Here is a 15,006-nt window from a genome sequence, read left to right as displayed (position 1 = left end):
CGATCGACAGCACCCACAGTGACGGCAAGATCCCCGTACCGTCCACAGAACGTGCCCGTACGCTGACGCCGCGTACGGGCCGTGCTGCTGGAACACACCCCCGCACACCCGCCACGGTGTCCCCGTGAACATCTCCACGCCTCAACTGATCGGTGCCGTACGCACCTTCGCGCAGCGGCTGTCGTCCACCCGCCGTGGCGCCCGCCTCGCCCGGCTCCTCGCCGTGGAACGGCTGATGGCATGGGAGATGTCACCCGGCGTCATCGAGAGCGCGGCACACGTCGTCGCGGAGCTGGCCGCCAACGCGGCGCTGCACGGTCGCCTCCAGGGCCGCGACTTCCTGCTGGCCCTGACCCTGGACTAGGTGGCCGGCACCCTGCGCATCGCGGTGAGCGACACTCGGGGCGAGTGCCGCCCCGCGATCCCACCGGAGCGCGGCCCGGACGACGAGTCGGGCCGCGGTCTGCTCCTGGTCGACGCGCCGGCCGACCGCTGGGGCACGGATCCCCGCCCGCCCTCCGGCACGACCGTGTGGGCGGAGCTGCTCTGCCACCCGAGTCGGCGGCCTTTCCCCACCCGCAGGCCGTGAGACTTCCCCGTTTCCCCTCACCCGGCGCGATCGGATCGGTACGGTCGCCCCAAGCGGACGTGAGGGGGCGCACGGCCCTCCGACGCCCATGGAACGACGGAGGTCGCCGGTGGCGCAGGACACGACGGCCGGTGCGGACGGCCGAGGTCTCTTCGACGACTTCGGGGCCTTCCGGACGCCGATCGACGAGGACTTCACGGCCGTACTGACCAACGGTCTGGTCGCACCCGACGCCAACGTCCTGCTGAATCTCTATCGGTACACCGAGCAGGCGCGCGGAGACCTGCTGCGCGCGCTCGGCGCCCTGGAGAGCCGGCTGTGGGTCCCGCATCAGGTGCTCGTGGAGTTCTGGCGGAACCGCGAAAGCACCCTCAACGACGCCCGGTCGTCCGGCTCCCAGGCCGCGGAGGACATGGCCGGTCACGCGACGCAGGCCGAGCGGACCCTCCTCGCCTGGGCCCGTCGCGTCGCCCTGCCCGAGGACGAGACCGAGAGGCTGCGCAATCAGCTGAACGAGGTCTTCGGCGACGTGCGGGAAACGATCGTCGAGGTGGGCGAGGGCGAGTGGCGGAACATCACTCAGGACACGAGCACCGACCCGGTCATCGCGAAGCTGGAGCCCGCCCTCGACGGCCGAGCAGGTGCTCCGCTGAGCCCGGAGGACCACGACAAGGCGATCGCGGAGGGAATGCGCCGGGTCGAGGAGCGGCTGCCTCCGGGATACATGGACCAGGCGAAGGACGGTGTGGGAGCCGCCGCCGACTATCTCATCTGGGAGCAGATCCTTCGTGAGGCCGCCCGGCGCCACTGTGACGTGCTGTTCGTGACAGCGGACGCCAAGGAGGACTGGTGGCGCAAGGAGCAGGGCGTAAACCGCGGCCCCCGGCCCGAACTGACCGAGGAACTCAGGGCCCGCGGCGGCGGCCGGCTCTTCATGCTCACGCCCAAGCGGTTCCTGGAGGTCGCCGCTCCGATCCTGGACTTCGGTCTCCAGGAAGGGTCCGTCGAGGACTTCGAACGGGTCGAGCGCATCGGGACGGAGGAGACGTACGGGAGCTGGACGGCCGACGCGCTCCGGGAACTCTTCGACCGGCTGGCCTGCGAGGGTTACGAGGACCGGGTCGAGGTGATCAAGTACGCCGCGGAGAGGGAAGGCGCCGTGGACGCCAAGAGCGTCCACGACATCTGCCAGTACCCGGAGGACCGCTCGCTCCGGGGCTTCACCGAGCCGGTCACCCGCATCACGCGCCTGCTGGCAAGCGTGGGGAGGATTCCGGACTCGGCCGTTCCCGTCCTCACGGCCGCATACGCGTCGGGTCCGGGGCCCGGCTCCGGTTTCTCGGTCCACCCGCTCCTCGTACCGCTGATCAACGACCTGACGGAGGAAGGTCCCGCATAGCGCCCCGCTCCCGCGGTCGTGCCGCGGTCCCGCGGTGCCGGGTTGACCCTCGACCTGGTCGAGGGGGCAGAGTCCCGGGTGTGGAGAGCGAGATGCGCAGCATCGGTGAGACGGCCCGGGACAGCGGCCTGGGTGTGAGTGCCCTGAGGTTCTACGACCGGGCCGGTGTGCTGGTGCCGGCCCGGGTGGACCCGGTGAGCGGCTACCGCTGGTACGGGCCCGAGCAGCTCGACGAGGCGCGCCTGCTGGCGCGGCTGCGGCGGGCCGGGATGCCGTTGGCGGACATCCGGCTGGTGCTGGCCGGCTGGTCCGGCACCGACACCGGCCTCGTCCGCACGCTGCTCGAGTCGCATCTGCGCCGGCTCGAACAGGGGCTGTCCGAGGCCCGCGGCGCGTTCTCCACGCTCCGAGCACTACTCGATCGCAGGGAGAACCCCATGACCTCGACCCGCACGGCCACCGTCCGGCTGTCCGTCGCCGCGCCCGAACTGGCCGCCGCGCTGGACGCCGTGCGCTTCGCGGCGAGCGCCGATCCGGAGCTGCCGATGCTCGGCGGGATCCTGTTCGACATCGACCCCGAAGGGCTCCACGTCGTGGCGACCGACCGCTACCGCCTGGCCGTCGCGCGGGCCGGCGTCACCGGTCACGACGGGAGCCCCGTGCGGGTCATCGTGCCCACCCCCCTGACGGACGCGATGCGGCCGCTCCTGGACGGCGAGGGCCCCGTACGCCTCTCCGTCGACGGTGACCGCGTGACGCTGGAGGCCGGGGACCGGCAGGTGGCCGGTCAGTGCCCCGGCCACGACTTCCCCGAGTACCGCCGCCTCCTCCCCCTGCCCGGCGGTCGCCGCGCGCCGGTCGAGGTGGCGGCCTTCCGCAAGGCCCTGGAGACCGGCCCCGTACGCTCGGCAGAGGCCGGCGGACAGGACCTCAGCGTCCTGAGGGTGGCGGACGACGGCACGGTGACGCTCTGCGCCGACGGCGACGAGGGCCCGGACCGCGTGGCCGTCAACCGCGACTTCCTGCTGGACGCGCTGACCGCCGGGGCCCGCAACAGCCTGGTCCTGGAACTCCACGCCCCCACCGCCCCGATCGCGATCCGCCGACCCGACGAAGAGGCCACCTTCTCGATCCTGATGCCGGTCCGCCTGGAGGACTGACGGGAAGGTGTCTCCTCGCGGCCCGTCCGGACCGACCGGGCGGGCCGTTCCGGTGTCAGGCAACGGCCACCGGCCACCGCCGGCACGGCACGGCACGGCCGGAACGGAACGGCACGACCGGAACGACACGGCAGGGCACGCCACGGCGACTGTGTGCCCCCGCCGCCGACGGTCACCTGGCCGGACGCCGTTCGGTCCGGCTCGCCGACGTCGGCGGGCGCACCGTCCCCTCGGCCGCACCGGAACGAGGGCCACCGGCCTGTCGCCCTCCGTCGGGCCAGGGCCGGCGGCGACGGGGTCTCACGCCGGTTCCGGCACCTGTGCGGCCGGCTTCTCGAACTGGGTGCGGTACAACTCCGCGTACCGGCCGTTCGCCGCCAGCAAGTCCTCGTGCGTGCCGCGTTCGACGATCCGGCCGGCCTCCACGACGAGGATCAGGTCGGCGGTCCGCACGGTGGAGAGTCGGTGGGCGATGACGACGGCGGTACGGCCCTGGAGCGCCTCCGTGAGCGCCTCCTGTACGGCCGCCTCGGAGGTGTTGTCGAGGTGGGCGGTGGCCTCGTCGAGAATGACGACCCGCTGGCGGGCCAGCAGCAGGCGGGCGATGGTCATGCGCTGGCGTTCGCCGCCGGACAGCCGGTAGCCGCGTTCGCCGACCACCGTGTCGAGACCGTCGGGCAGGGAGCGGACCAGGTCGTCGAGGCGGGAGCGGCGCAGGGCGTCCCAGAGTTCGTCCTCGGTGGCCTCGGGGCGGGCGAGCAGGAGGTTGGCGCGGACGGTGTCGTGGAAGAGGTGGCCGTCCTGGGTGACCATGCCGAGCGTCGCCCGCAGGGAGGGGGCGCTCAGGTCGCGGACGTCGACGCCGCCGATGCGGACGGCGCCCCCGTCGACGTCGTAGAGGCGCGGGAGGAGTTGGGCGATCGTCGACTTGCCGGCGCCGGAGGAGCCGACCAGGGCGACGGTCCGGCCTGGTTCGGCACGGAAGGAGACGCCGTGCAGGACCTCGGCGCCGTCGCGGGTGTCGAGGGTGGCGACCTCCTCCAGCGAGGCGAGGGAGACCTTGTCGGCGGACGGGTAGCCGAAGCGGACGTCGTCGAACTCGACGGAGACCGGGCCTTCGGGCACCTCGCGGGCGTCGGGCCTCTCCTCGATGAGCGGCTTCAGGTCGAGCACCTCGAAGACGCGTTCGAAACTGACGAGTGCGCTCATCACCTCGACGCGGGCCCCCGCGAGCGCGGTGAGGGGGGCGTAGAGGCGGGTCAGGAGCAGGGCGAGGGCGACGACGGCGCCGGGGTCGAGGGTGCCGTCCAGGGCGAGCCGGCCGCCGAGGCCGTAGACGAGGGCGAGCGCGAGGGCCGAGACCAGGGTGAGGGCGGCGATGAACACCGACTGGGCGGTGGCGGTGCGCACGCCGATGTCGCGGACCTGGGCGGCGCGCGCGGCGAACTCGGCGGACTCCTGCTCGGGGCGGCCGAACAGCTTCACCAGGGTGGCGCCCGGCGCGGAGAACCGTTCCGTCATGCGGGTGCCCATCACCGCGTTCAGCGTGGCCGCCTCGCGCTGCATCTCCGCCATCCGGCGGCCCATGCGGCGGGCCGGCACCACGAACACCGGCAGCAGCACGAGGGCGAGGAGGGTGACCTGCCAGGACAGGGTCAGCATGACGGCGAGGGTGAGGACCAGCGTCACCAGGTTGCTGACGACGCCGGACAACGTGTTGCTGAAAGCGCGCTGGGCGCCGATCACGTCGTTGTTGAGCCGGGAGACGAGCGCCCCGGTGCGGGTGCGCGTGAAGAAGGCGACCGGCATCCGCTGCACGTGGTCGAAGACCGTCGTGCGCAGGTCGAGGATGAGCCCCTCCCCCAGCGTCGCCGAGAGCCTGCGGCCCAGGATGCCGAACGCCGCCTCCAGCACGGCGATCAACGCGATGAGGAGCGCCAGCCGGACGACGGTCGAGGACTCGCCGTGCTCCGACACGATCGTGTTGACGACCTTGCCCGCGAGGACGGGGGTGGCCACGGCGAACAGCGCGGTCACCACGCCGGTCATGACGAAGGCGGCGATACGGCGGCGGTGCGGGCGGGCGAAGGCGCCGATGCGGCGCAGTGTCGCGCGGTGGAAGGGCCGGCGTTCGTGCCGGGCGTTCACGACGCTGTACAGCTGCGTCCAGGCGGTGGTCTCCATACTCATGGAGAGGACCGTAGGACCTCGACCAAAGTTGAGGTCAAGATGCCGAGGTGTGTCGCCGGTTCTCGCCGAAGGTTCCGGGCGGCCGCGGACCCCTGGTGATCGTGGCCGGTGGCCGCGGCTGTACCGCGACTCTGGCCGGTTGCCGTGGCTGGCTTCCGTGTCCGGTTGCCGTGGGCGGTTGCCGAGGCCGGTGACCGTGGGCGGTTGCCGAGGCCGGTGCGCGACCCGCCCTCCCGGCTCCCGGCCGCCGCTGATGCCGTCCCAGCGCACCGCACCACCCCGTCAGGCACACTGTCCCCGCGGTCCGACGACGGGGGAACCGGTAGCCATGACGGCACATGACGCGGTACCAGGCCTGGCGAGCAACCCGGCGGCTCCGGCCGCCGTTCTCCTGCGCCTGCTCAGGCTCGACTACGACTGGTACACGGTGGCCCGGCTGACGTGGCGCCCGTCGGTGCCCGACGAGGTGGCCGAGGCCCTCCTGACGCATCCCGACCGCCGGGTGCGCTCCGCCCTCGCGGACAGCGCGGGCGCCGATCCCGTGCTGCGGGGCCGTCTCCTGGACGGTCCCGCCTCGGACGCGATCCTCGTCGCCTGCGGTCCGCACCCGTACGGCACGATCGCGCCGCCGCTCCCCGACCCCGTCTACGCGCGGCTGCTGGCCCACGACAACGCCCATGTCCGGTACGAGACGGTGGACGCGCCCTCGACGCCCGCCCACGTCCTGCTGCCGCTCGCCCGCCACGGGGACCCGCTCTTCCGGCTCGCGGCCTGCCGCAGGGTCTGGGACGGGCTGGCGCCGGAGGTGCGCGGGGCCCTGCTCGCCGACCCCGACCCGAAGGTGCGTACGGCGGCCGCGCTCCAGGTCATGGCGGACGACGAGGAGCGCACCGCCTGGCTGATCGAGACGCGCGAGGACCACTTCTGGCTGGGGGAGGTTCTCGATCACGGGAGGCTGGAGCGCGGCCTCGCCGAACGTCTGCTCGCCGAGGGCACGCATCTCGCACGGCTGGCGGGCAATCCCACGTTCCCCGCCGACCTCGCGGCCACGCTGGCCCGGCACGAGGATCCGGCCGTACGCCTCGCGGTGTCCGCCCGCCCCGAACTCACGGAGGAGCAACGCGCGGCGATCGACTGGGAGGTGGCGCCGGAGGACCGGCTCCAGCCGCTGGTCTGGGTGTGGCGGGGCCGTGCCGACGCGGACCTGCTGCGCCGGTGCGCCCGCTCGGCCCACACCTGGCTGCGCCGCAGTGCCGCGGTCTGCGCCGAGCTGCCGGACGACTGCGTTCGACTCCTGGCGGTGGACGAGGACTTCGCCGTACGACTGCTGCTCGCCGAGCGGCATCCGAAGGCGCCGCCCGAGCTGCTGCTCGACCTGTACCTGCACGGCGCGCACCGGGCCGTCGGCATGCTGATCGCGCGGCCCGGATTCCCCTCGGCCGGGCTCGCGGAGCGGTTCGCCGACGCGGCGGATCCGCGGGAGCGCGTCCTCGCGCTGCGCGACCCCGCGGCTCCGCCCGAGCTGGTGGAGCGGCTGAGCCGGGACCCCGACGGGTTCGTCCGCGAGGCGGCGGCGCGGGACCGCAGGTTGTCGGTGGGCAGACTCGTCGAGTTGCTGGACGACCCTCAGGCGGGCAGTGCCGCCGCCGCCAACCCCCTGTTGCCGGTCGCCGAGATGACGGCGCTGCTGGACCGGGCGGGCGTTCCCGCCTGATCGGCCGACCGCCACCCGCACAGCACAGCACCGCACCGGACCGGCGCGGCCTCGGACCGGGAGCGGGCGGCGTCGGCCGAAGGCGTCCTCCGAGCCGGTCACCGGGTACGAACTGCCGTTCCGGATACGGCAGGATGAGCGGTCGCGTCCGTGCACGGGACGGGCGCCACCGCACTTCGCACTTCCCGGAATCGAGCAGGTGACCACGTGACGACACTTCACATCCGGCCGTCGGCGACCGCCTTCGCCGCTGACCGTTCCTCCGGAGGCCACCGGTGAACCGCGCGCTGACCCTCGACGACGCCGTCCTCGCCGGAATCGCCCTCGCCACCGGCCTGTTGGTGGCGTTCCTGTCGCGGACGCTGCTGCGCTGGCTGGCCAAGCACGCCAAGCGCACCAGGTGGAGCGGCGACGACGTCGCCGTGGACGCGCTGCGCACGGTCGTGCCGTGGGCGGCCCTCGTGGGCGGTGGGGCGGCAGCGGCAGCCGTACTGCCGCTGACCAAGCCCGTCCAGCACACCGCCAACCAGAGCCTGACCGTCCTGCTGATCTTCGCGGTGACGGTGTCCGCGGCCCGGGTGATCGCCGGACTGGTGCAGAGCGTCACCCACGCCCGCTCCGGCGTCGCCGGATCCGCGACGATCTTCGTCAACATCACACGGGTGCTCGTCCTCGCGCTCGGTTTCCTGGTGGCGCTCCAGAGCCTGGGCATCTCGATAGCGCCGATGCTGACCGCCCTCGGCGTCGGCGGTCTGGCCGTCGCGCTCGCCCTCCAGGACACCCTCGCCAACCTCTTCGCCGGCATCCACATCCTCGCCTCGAAGACCGTGCAGCGCGGCGACTACATCCGGCTCAGCAGCGGCGAGGAGGGCTACGTCGAGGACATCAACTGGCGGCAGACGACCGTCCGCGCCCTGTCCAACAACCTGGTCGTCATCCCCAACGGGCAGCTCGCCAAGTCGAACATGACCAACTTCATGCGCCCCGAGCAGCAGCTGACCATCCTGGTGCAGGTGGGCGTCGCCTACGACAGCGACCTGGAGCACGTCGAGCGGGTCACCTGCGAGGTCGTCACCGAGGTGATGACGGAGATCACCGGCGCCGTGCCCGACCACGAGCCGCTGGTCCGCTTCCACACCTTCGGCGACTCGCGGATCGGTTTCACGGTGATCCTGGGCGTCGGCGAGTTCAGCGACCAGTTCCGGATCAAGCACGAGTTCATCAAGCGCCTGCACCGCCGCTACCGCGCCGAGGGCATCCGCATCCCGGCGCCCGCCCGGACCGTGGCGCTCCAGCAGGGCGCGGTGGTCATCCCGCAGCAGCGCACGGGCGACGAGCTGGTGCCCCCCGCCGCCCTGTACGACTGATCCGGCGGCCCGGCAGGTCCGGCCCGACAACCCGGGCCCGGCAGGTTCGGCCTGGCAGCCCAGGCCCGACAACCCGGGCCCGGCAGGTCCGGCCCGACAGCCCAGGCCTGGCAGGTCCGGCCGCGGCGGCTCCGGCCGGGTCCGGCCCGTCCGGCCGGGTCCGGCCGCCGCGGGGTCCTGTCGAGTCCGGGTCGGTCACGAGATATCTTGATGTCGAGCAATGTTGCAGACGTGGAGCGGAGCACCCGGTGACTGACTCGACCATCATCTATACGCACACTGACGAGGCCCCGGCCCTGGCGACGTATTCCTTCCTGCCGGTGGTCCAGGCGTACGCCGCGCAGGCCGGTGTCTCCGTGGAGACGCGGGACATCTCGCTGGCCGGCCGCATCCTCGCCGTGTTCCCGGAGTACCTCACCGAGGACCAGCGGGTCGCGGACGCCCTGCACGAACTGGGCGAACTGGCGAAGACGCCCGAGGCGAACATCATCAAGCTGCCGAACATCTCGGCGTCGATCCCGCAGCTCAAGGCCGCGATCGCCGAGCTTCAGGCGCAGGGCTACGCGCTGCCGGCCTACCCGGACGACCCGAAGACCGACGAGGAGCGGGACATCCAGTCCCGCTACGACAAGGTCAAGGGCTCGGCCGTGAACCCGGTCCTGCGCGAGGGCAACTCCGACCGCCGCGCCCCCGCGTCGGTCAAGAACTACGCCAAGACCCACCCGCACCGCATGGGCGCCTGGTCCTCGGACTCCCGGACCAACGTCGCGACCATGGGTGAGAACGACTTCCGCTCCACCGAGAAGTCGGCCGTGATCTCCGAGGCCGGTTCGCTGCGCATCGAGCTGGTCGGCGAGGACGGCACCACCACCGTCCTGCGCGAGTCCGTACCGGTCCTCGAGGGCGAGGTCGTCGACGCCTCCGTGCTGCACGTGGCCGCGCTGCGCGAGTTCCTCACCGCGCAGATCGCCCGCGCCAAGGCCGACGACGTGCTGTTCTCGGTGCACCTCAAGGCCACGATGATGAAGGTCTCCGACCCGATCATCTTCGGTCACGTGGTGCGCGCCTTCTTCCCCAAGACCTTCGAGCAGTACGGCACCACCCTCGCCGCCGCCGGTCTGACCCCGAACGACGGTCTCGGCGGCATCCTCAAGGGCCTGGAGGCGCTGCCCGACGGCGACGCGATCAAGGCCTCCTTCGAGGCCGAGCTGGCCGAGGGCCCGGCCCTGGCGATGGTCGACTCCGACAAGGGCATCACCAACCTGCACGTGCCGTCCGACGTGATCGTCGACGCCTCGATGCCGGCCATGATCCGCACCTCCGGCCACATGTGGGGCCCGGACGGCGAGGAGGCCGACACCCTCGCGGTGCTGCCGGACTCCTCCTACTCCGGCGTCTACCAGGCCGTCATCGAGGACTGCCGCGCCCACGGCGCCTACGACCCGTCGACCATGGGCTCGGTCCCCAACGTCGGTCTGATGGCGCAGAAGGCCGAGGAGTACGGCTCCCACGACAAGACCTTCGAGGTCAAGGCCGCCGGCACGGTCCGCCTGGTGGACTCGGCCGGCAACGTCGTCCTGGAGCAGCCGGTCGCCGAGGGCGACATCTTCCGCGCCTGCCAGACCAAGGACGCCCCGATCCGCGACTGGGTGAAGCTGGCCGTCACCCGCGCCCGCGCCACCGGCAGCCCGGCGGTGTTCTGGCTCGACGAGACCCGCGCCCACGACGCCCAGCTGATCTCCAAGGTCAGGACGTACCTGTCGGAGCACGACACCGAGGGCCTGGACATCCGGATCCTCGACCCGGTCGAGGCCACCAAGCTGTCGGTGGAGCGCATCCGCCGCGGCGAGGACACCATCTCGGTCACGGGCAACGTCCTGCGCGACTACCTCACCGACCTGTTCCCCATCCTGGAGCTGGGCACCAGCGCCAAGATGCTGTCGGTGGTCCCGCTGATGGCGGGCGGCGGCCTCTTCGAGACGGGCGCCGGCGGTTCCGCCCCGAAGCACGTCCAGCAGCTGGTCAAGGAGAACTACCTGCGCTGGGACTCCCTCGGTGAGTTCTTCGCGCTGGTCCCGTCGCTGGAGCAGTACGCCGACTTCACGGGCAACTCCCGCGCCAAGGTCCTCGCCGACGCCCTCGACCGCGCCACGGCGACCTTCCTCAACGAGGACAAGTCCCCGACCCGTCGCGTCGGCGGCATCGACAACCGCGGCAGCCACTTCTACCTGTCCCTGTACTGGGCGCAGGAGCTGGCGCGGCAGACCGACGACGCCGACCTCGCGAAGGCCTTCGCCTCGCTCGCCGAGACCCTCGCGGCGAACGAGCAGAAGATCGTCGAGGAGCTGAACGCCGTCCAGGGCCGGACGGTCGACATCGGCGGCTACTACCAGCCCGACCCGGCGAAGGCGGCGGCGGTCATGCGCCCGTCGGCCACCTGGAACGAGCTGCTCGCCTCGGTGAGCTGACGCCCACCCGCCCAGCCTCCGCCCCGACCGGTGCACCGCCCGGCCGGGGCGGAGGTGCGTGCGGGAGCGGGCCTGGACGGAGGTGCGTGCGGGAGCGGTTCGGCGATATGGCACCTTGATCGTGCAGCTTGCCGCCGATCAGCCCCCGGGAGCCCCCGTATGACGCCTGCCGAACCGTCCTTCGCCGTCCTGCGGGGCGCCGGTGACTCGCCGGTGATCCTTCATGTGCCGCATTCGGCGCGGGAGATACCCCCCGCGGTGCGGGCGGGGATCGTGCTGGACGATCCGGCGCTGGAGCGGGAGCTGGACCACATCACCGACGCGCACACCGCGGAGATCGCCGAGGAGGCGGCACGGCGGGCCGGGGTGACGCCGTGGCGGTTCGTCAACGCGCTGTCGCGGCTGGTCGTCGACCCGGAGCGGTTCCCCGACGAGCGCGAGGAGATGCTGTCGGTGGGGATGGGCGCGGTGTACACGCGGACCACGCACCGGGACGTCCTGCGGGGTGAGGACGGCGAAGCCGAGCCGCTGATCGCCCGGTACTTCCGGCCGTACGCGGCGGCGATGACCGACGCCGTGACCGAACGGCTGGCGGCCGTCGGCCGGGCTGTGGTCATCGACGTGCACTCCTACCCCACCGCCCCGCTGCCCTACGAGCTGCACGGCGGGGGTCCGCGCCCCCCGGTCTGCCTCGGCACCGACGCCTTCCACACGCCGCCCGAACTGCTCACCGCCGCGCGCGAGGCGTTCGGGGAGATCGGGGAGACGGGACTCGACAGCCCGTTCGGCGGGGCGTACGTACCTCTGGAGTACTACGGGAAGGACCCGCGGGTCTCCGCCCTGATGGTGGAGATCCGCCGGGACACCTACATGACCGAACCGGGCGGCCCGGCGGGCCCCGGGCTGCCGCGGCTGGCCACGGCACTCGCGGAACTGGTCGACGCGGTCTCCGCCTGACCCGCCGTCGCCTCCGGCGGACGCGAGGGACCACCGGGTCGAGAGGCGCGAGCGGGCGGGGCGGTGCGGTGGGAGTGGTGCGGTGGGAGTGGTGCGCGCGATGGGCTGGTTCAGCGGTGGTCGGGCGGGTGCGGGGGGAGTGGCGCGCCCGGTGGGCTGCTTCAGCGGTGGGCTGGTCGCCCGGTGGGCGAGTCGCCCGGTGGGCTGGTTCACCGGTAGGCGAGTCGCCCGGTGGCCTGCTTCAGCGGTGGCTGATCGGGCGGTGAACGGGTCGGGCGGTGGGCGGGTCGGGCGGGCGGTGGCCCGCCGCCGCGCCGGGCCATCGTGATCGGTGGGGAGCGAGGGGGATCATCGGGCCGGCTGCGCCTCGCTGGACGGTGTCCGGCGGGTCAGGCGCGCATCCACTCGGTGACCACGACCTCGCCGCCCGCACGCAGACGCAGGGCGAACGGGCCGGTGGGCCGGGCCTCGCTGGTGAAGCGGCCCATGTCGTCCGCGGTGAGGGCCGCTCCGGGACGGGGACCGTCGAGCACCTCGATCGACGCGGCCTGCGGGGGCAGCAGCTGGCCCATGATGCCGCGGGGAGTCACCTCCACGTCGACGGTCAGCCCGCCCGTGTGGAAGGTGAGCATCCGCGGTACGTCCACCGCTCCCCTGACCGGGATGGCGTCGACCAGCGAGTCGAAGGTCAGCTCGGCGATCTTCGCGTCGAGGTCGTGCAGCGCGTAGGCCTCCACGGCGAGCAGGCGCAGCCCGGCCGGCACCGGATCGAGGATCGCGGCGGCCTCGCGCAGCTCCGCCTCCAGGCCCATGTGGTCGAACTCCCCGTCGTCGGCGGAGTCCGGGAAGGAGCCCTGGACGGAGTCGTCGAAGGCGTTGTCGTCCATGTCGTCGTCCATGTCGTCGTGCATGTGGCTCACAGGGCTCCCCGTGCGTCGAGTCGGGCCCGCAGGCGGCGCAGGCATCGCTGGCGCATCGGTCCGATGCTGCCCACGGCGATGCCCAGGGCGGCCGAGACCTCCTGGTAACTGGGCGGCGGCGAGGAGATCAGCACCCGCAGCAACTGCCGGCAACGCTCACCGAGCGCCTCGAACTCCTGCCAGAGGTGCCGGACGCGCTCACTCTGCGCGGCCGCCTCCTCCGAGTCCAGCACCGACTGCTCCGGCGTACGGTCCTCACTGACCCGGTCGAGCAGTTGGGGATCGTCCGTCGGGGTGAGCCGGCGCAGGCTCTTGATCACTTTCAGGCACTCGTTGCGCGCGGTGCTCGCCAGCCAGGAACCCGCCTTGTCCGGTTCGCGGATCCGCCCGAGGTGCTGGGCGAACCGGAACCACACGGTCTGGTACACCTCGTGCCCGTCGGCGTCGGAGAGCCGATGGGCTCGCACGACGGACCACACCAGGGGGCTGAGCCCTTCCACGATCGCCTTCCAGGCCGCCGTGTCACCGTCGACGGCGGACTGGACGAGCGCGCCGACTTCACTACGGTCCACGGTCCCACCCCTTGTGTACGGCAAGTCATCGTACGCCGTGACGGGGCCGGCTCCGGACCTCATGACGCCCTCACGCCGGCACGGCCGGCTGCCCCACGGGCACCGGTGTCCAGGTCGCCGGCAGCAGCGCCGGCACATGGGCACCGCGCACCTCGGCCGACTCGGCGTTCGCGGCGAGGAGTTCGCGGGCGGCGGCGCGGGGGTCGGGCTGGTCGCCGGCCGTCATGTGCGCGGCGACGAGGGCGGCGACGACGGGCGTCGCGAAGGAGGTGCCGCTCCAGGAGGCCAGCCCCTCGAACATGACCTGGTCCGGCTTGCCCGCGGTGGCCGACCGCTCCTCGCTCAACACCCCGGTGTGGCGCGGTGACTGGCAGGTGCAGGAGTAGGTGAAGCCGTAGCGGCAGGCCTCGTAGGTGGAGTGCTGGTACACGTACGGGACGGGGCTGCCGAAGCCGGTGAGGGCGCTGGTGAGGCGCTCGCCGGGGGCGTAGACCCGCACCCAGGGGCCGTGGTTGCTGAAGCAGGCGCCGAACTCGCCGTCGCCGCGCAGCGCGCCGACCGACAGCACCGCGTCCGCGTACTCGGGCAGGGCGGCGTAGGCGGCGGGCCAGAACGGGGTCGCGCTGGCGTTGTTGCCCGCGGCGGCCACCAACAGCGTGCGCTGGGAGCGCAGTTCGTCCATGAAGGCGGCCACGCCGAGCAGGCCGTCGATACGGCCGTTGGAGGTGCCGGCGGAGAGACTGAGGATGTCGGGCCAGCCACCCTGCTCGACGGCCTCGAACAGCCTGTCGCCGAAGTCGTACTCCAGGATCGCGCCGGCGTCGTTGAGGGTGTTGCGCACGGTGATGTCGGTGTTGGGCGCGACGGCCGCGACCAGCCCGGCGATGAAGGTGCCATGGCCGACGTACTGCTGGAGGGTGCCGTTCTCGTCGGTCTCCCTGATCTGCGCGTCGCCCTCGGTGTGGGCGAGGAGCGGGTAGGAGCGGTGGTCGTGCATCAGGCCGGTGTCGATGACGAGCACGCCGACGGCGCCGGCCGGGTCGTGGGCCACGGGGGCGGCGGCCGGGTTGGGCGCCCCGTTGTGGGCGACGGGCACCGGCTCGTCGCCGGGGCAGGCGTTGACCGCGATGGAGACCACGTGGTTGCGGCTGACCAGCCGGCGCCCCGCGCGGTCCTCGGTTCCCCGCAGGGCGCGCAGGGCGCTCGCGACGGCGCGGTCCGTGCCGGGCACGCCCTGGCCGGGGTCGGCGACCTGGATGCGGGTGATGCCGGAGCGGTTGGCCTGCGGCCCGGCCCGGCGCACATGGTCGGGGGTGAGGTCGGGGGCCGCGGTGAAGTGCGTGCGGACGGCGTCCTCGACGACCTGGGCCTCCTCTCCGTCGCGCGCGAGGACGACCCCCTTCTCGTAGATGAACTCGGCGGAGTCGTCCGGGCCCATCGCCAACGGCACTCCCGGCAGCGCGCGTTGGATCTGATCGAACTGCTCGTGGAATCTCTGTGGTGCCATGGCGTGTCCTCCCCTGAGCCCGGTGGTCGTCTATCAGACCCGCCGGACCGTCGTCTGATACAGGTGGTGCGACGACGGAGGGTAGGCGTGCGGTTGCGGCGGCACGCCCTCGGCGTGCGCGGTGGCACGCCTCGGGGCTGGCACCCGGCGGTGTGCGGGGCCC

General features: G+C 72.6%; 12 protein-coding genes. 8 read left to right on the top strand and 4 right to left on the bottom strand.

Annotated features, from left to right (window positions below; genetic code table 11):
* The first annotated feature begins 124 nt into the window (after positions 1-124).
* The 4 genes from ACFYO5_RS14570 to ACFYO5_RS14555 all read left to right on the top strand — a co-directional run bounded on the left by ACFYO5_RS14570 (position 125) and on the right by ACFYO5_RS14555 (position 3,148).
* Positions 125-364 carry a hypothetical protein gene (locus ACFYO5_RS14570; RefSeq protein ID WP_388708439.1) on the top strand — a complete coding sequence of 80 codons (240 nt, stop codon included), beginning with the start codon at positions 125-127 and terminating at the stop codon, positions 362-364.
* Positions 365-589, top strand: coding sequence for an ATP-binding protein (locus tag ACFYO5_RS14565; RefSeq protein WP_388708436.1), 225 nt, complete (start codon positions 365-367; stop codon positions 587-589). It begins immediately after the preceding gene.
* 109 nt (positions 590-698) lie between these two features.
* On the top strand, positions 699-1,988 hold the full coding sequence (locus ACFYO5_RS14560) for a PIN-like domain-containing protein (protein WP_388708434.1): 1,290 nt from the start codon (positions 699-701) through the stop codon (positions 1,986-1,988).
* Between the two features lie 92 nt (positions 1,989-2,080).
* Entirely contained in the window at positions 2,081-3,148 is a 1,068-nt protein-coding gene (locus tag ACFYO5_RS14555) for a MerR family transcriptional regulator (RefSeq protein WP_388708431.1), read from the top strand.
* A 300-nt stretch (positions 3,149-3,448) separates the two neighbouring features.
* Here ACFYO5_RS14555 and ACFYO5_RS14550 read toward each other — a convergent pair whose 3' ends face one another.
* Entirely contained in the window at positions 3,449-5,332 is a 1,884-nt protein-coding gene (locus tag ACFYO5_RS14550) for an ABC transporter ATP-binding protein (RefSeq protein WP_388709249.1), read from the bottom strand.
* Positions 5,333-5,666: 334 nt separating this feature from the next.
* Between ACFYO5_RS14550 and ACFYO5_RS14545 the strand changes: the two genes are divergently transcribed.
* The 4 genes from ACFYO5_RS14545 (at position 5,667) to ACFYO5_RS14530 (ending at position 11,844) form a co-directional block, all read left to right on the top strand.
* Positions 5,667-7,052, top strand: coding sequence for a hypothetical protein (locus tag ACFYO5_RS14545; protein ID WP_388708428.1), 1,386 nt, complete (start codon positions 5,667-5,669; stop codon positions 7,050-7,052).
* Between the two features lie 275 nt (positions 7,053-7,327).
* Entirely contained in the window at positions 7,328-8,419 is a 1,092-nt protein-coding gene (locus ACFYO5_RS14540; RefSeq protein WP_356566634.1) for a mechanosensitive ion channel family protein, read from the top strand.
* Between the two features lie 248 nt (positions 8,420-8,667).
* On the top strand, positions 8,668-10,887 hold the full coding sequence (locus ACFYO5_RS14535) for an NADP-dependent isocitrate dehydrogenase (RefSeq protein ID WP_388708426.1): 2,220 nt from the start codon (positions 8,668-8,670) through the stop codon (positions 10,885-10,887).
* Between the two features lie 159 nt (positions 10,888-11,046).
* On the top strand, positions 11,047-11,844 hold the full coding sequence (locus ACFYO5_RS14530) for an N-formylglutamate amidohydrolase (RefSeq protein WP_388708423.1): 798 nt from the start codon (positions 11,047-11,049) through the stop codon (positions 11,842-11,844).
* 389 nt (positions 11,845-12,233) lie between these two features.
* Here the strand turns inward: ACFYO5_RS14530 and ACFYO5_RS14525 are convergent, their stop codons facing one another.
* Genes ACFYO5_RS14525 through ACFYO5_RS14515 form a run of 3 tightly spaced genes read right to left on the bottom strand, consistent with a single transcriptional unit; the run spans position 12,234 to position 14,843 of the window.
* Positions 12,234-12,731 carry a hypothetical protein gene (locus tag ACFYO5_RS14525; protein WP_388709247.1) on the bottom strand — a complete coding sequence of 166 codons (498 nt, stop codon included), beginning with the start codon at positions 12,729-12,731 and terminating at the stop codon, positions 12,234-12,236.
* A gap of 29 nt (positions 12,732-12,760) precedes the next feature.
* The gene (locus ACFYO5_RS14520; RefSeq protein ID WP_388708420.1) at positions 12,761-13,399 is read right to left on the bottom strand and encodes an RNA polymerase sigma factor; all 639 of its coding nucleotides are present in this window, start codon (positions 13,397-13,399) and stop codon (positions 12,761-12,763) included.
* Positions 13,400-13,406: 7 nt separating this feature from the next.
* Positions 13,407-14,843 (bottom strand): S8/S53 family peptidase, encoded by a 1,437-nt coding sequence (locus ACFYO5_RS14515; protein WP_388708417.1) that lies wholly within the window; start codon positions 14,841-14,843, stop codon positions 13,407-13,409.
* Positions 14,844-15,006: the final 163 nt, after the last annotated feature.

This window comes from Streptomyces sp. NPDC006259, from assembly GCF_042870975.1.
Taxonomy (GTDB): Bacteria; Actinomycetota; Actinomycetes; order Streptomycetales; family Streptomycetaceae; genus Streptomyces.
Note: the sequence above shows the minus strand (reverse complement) of the source record. Positions and strands in the feature narration are given on the sequence as shown.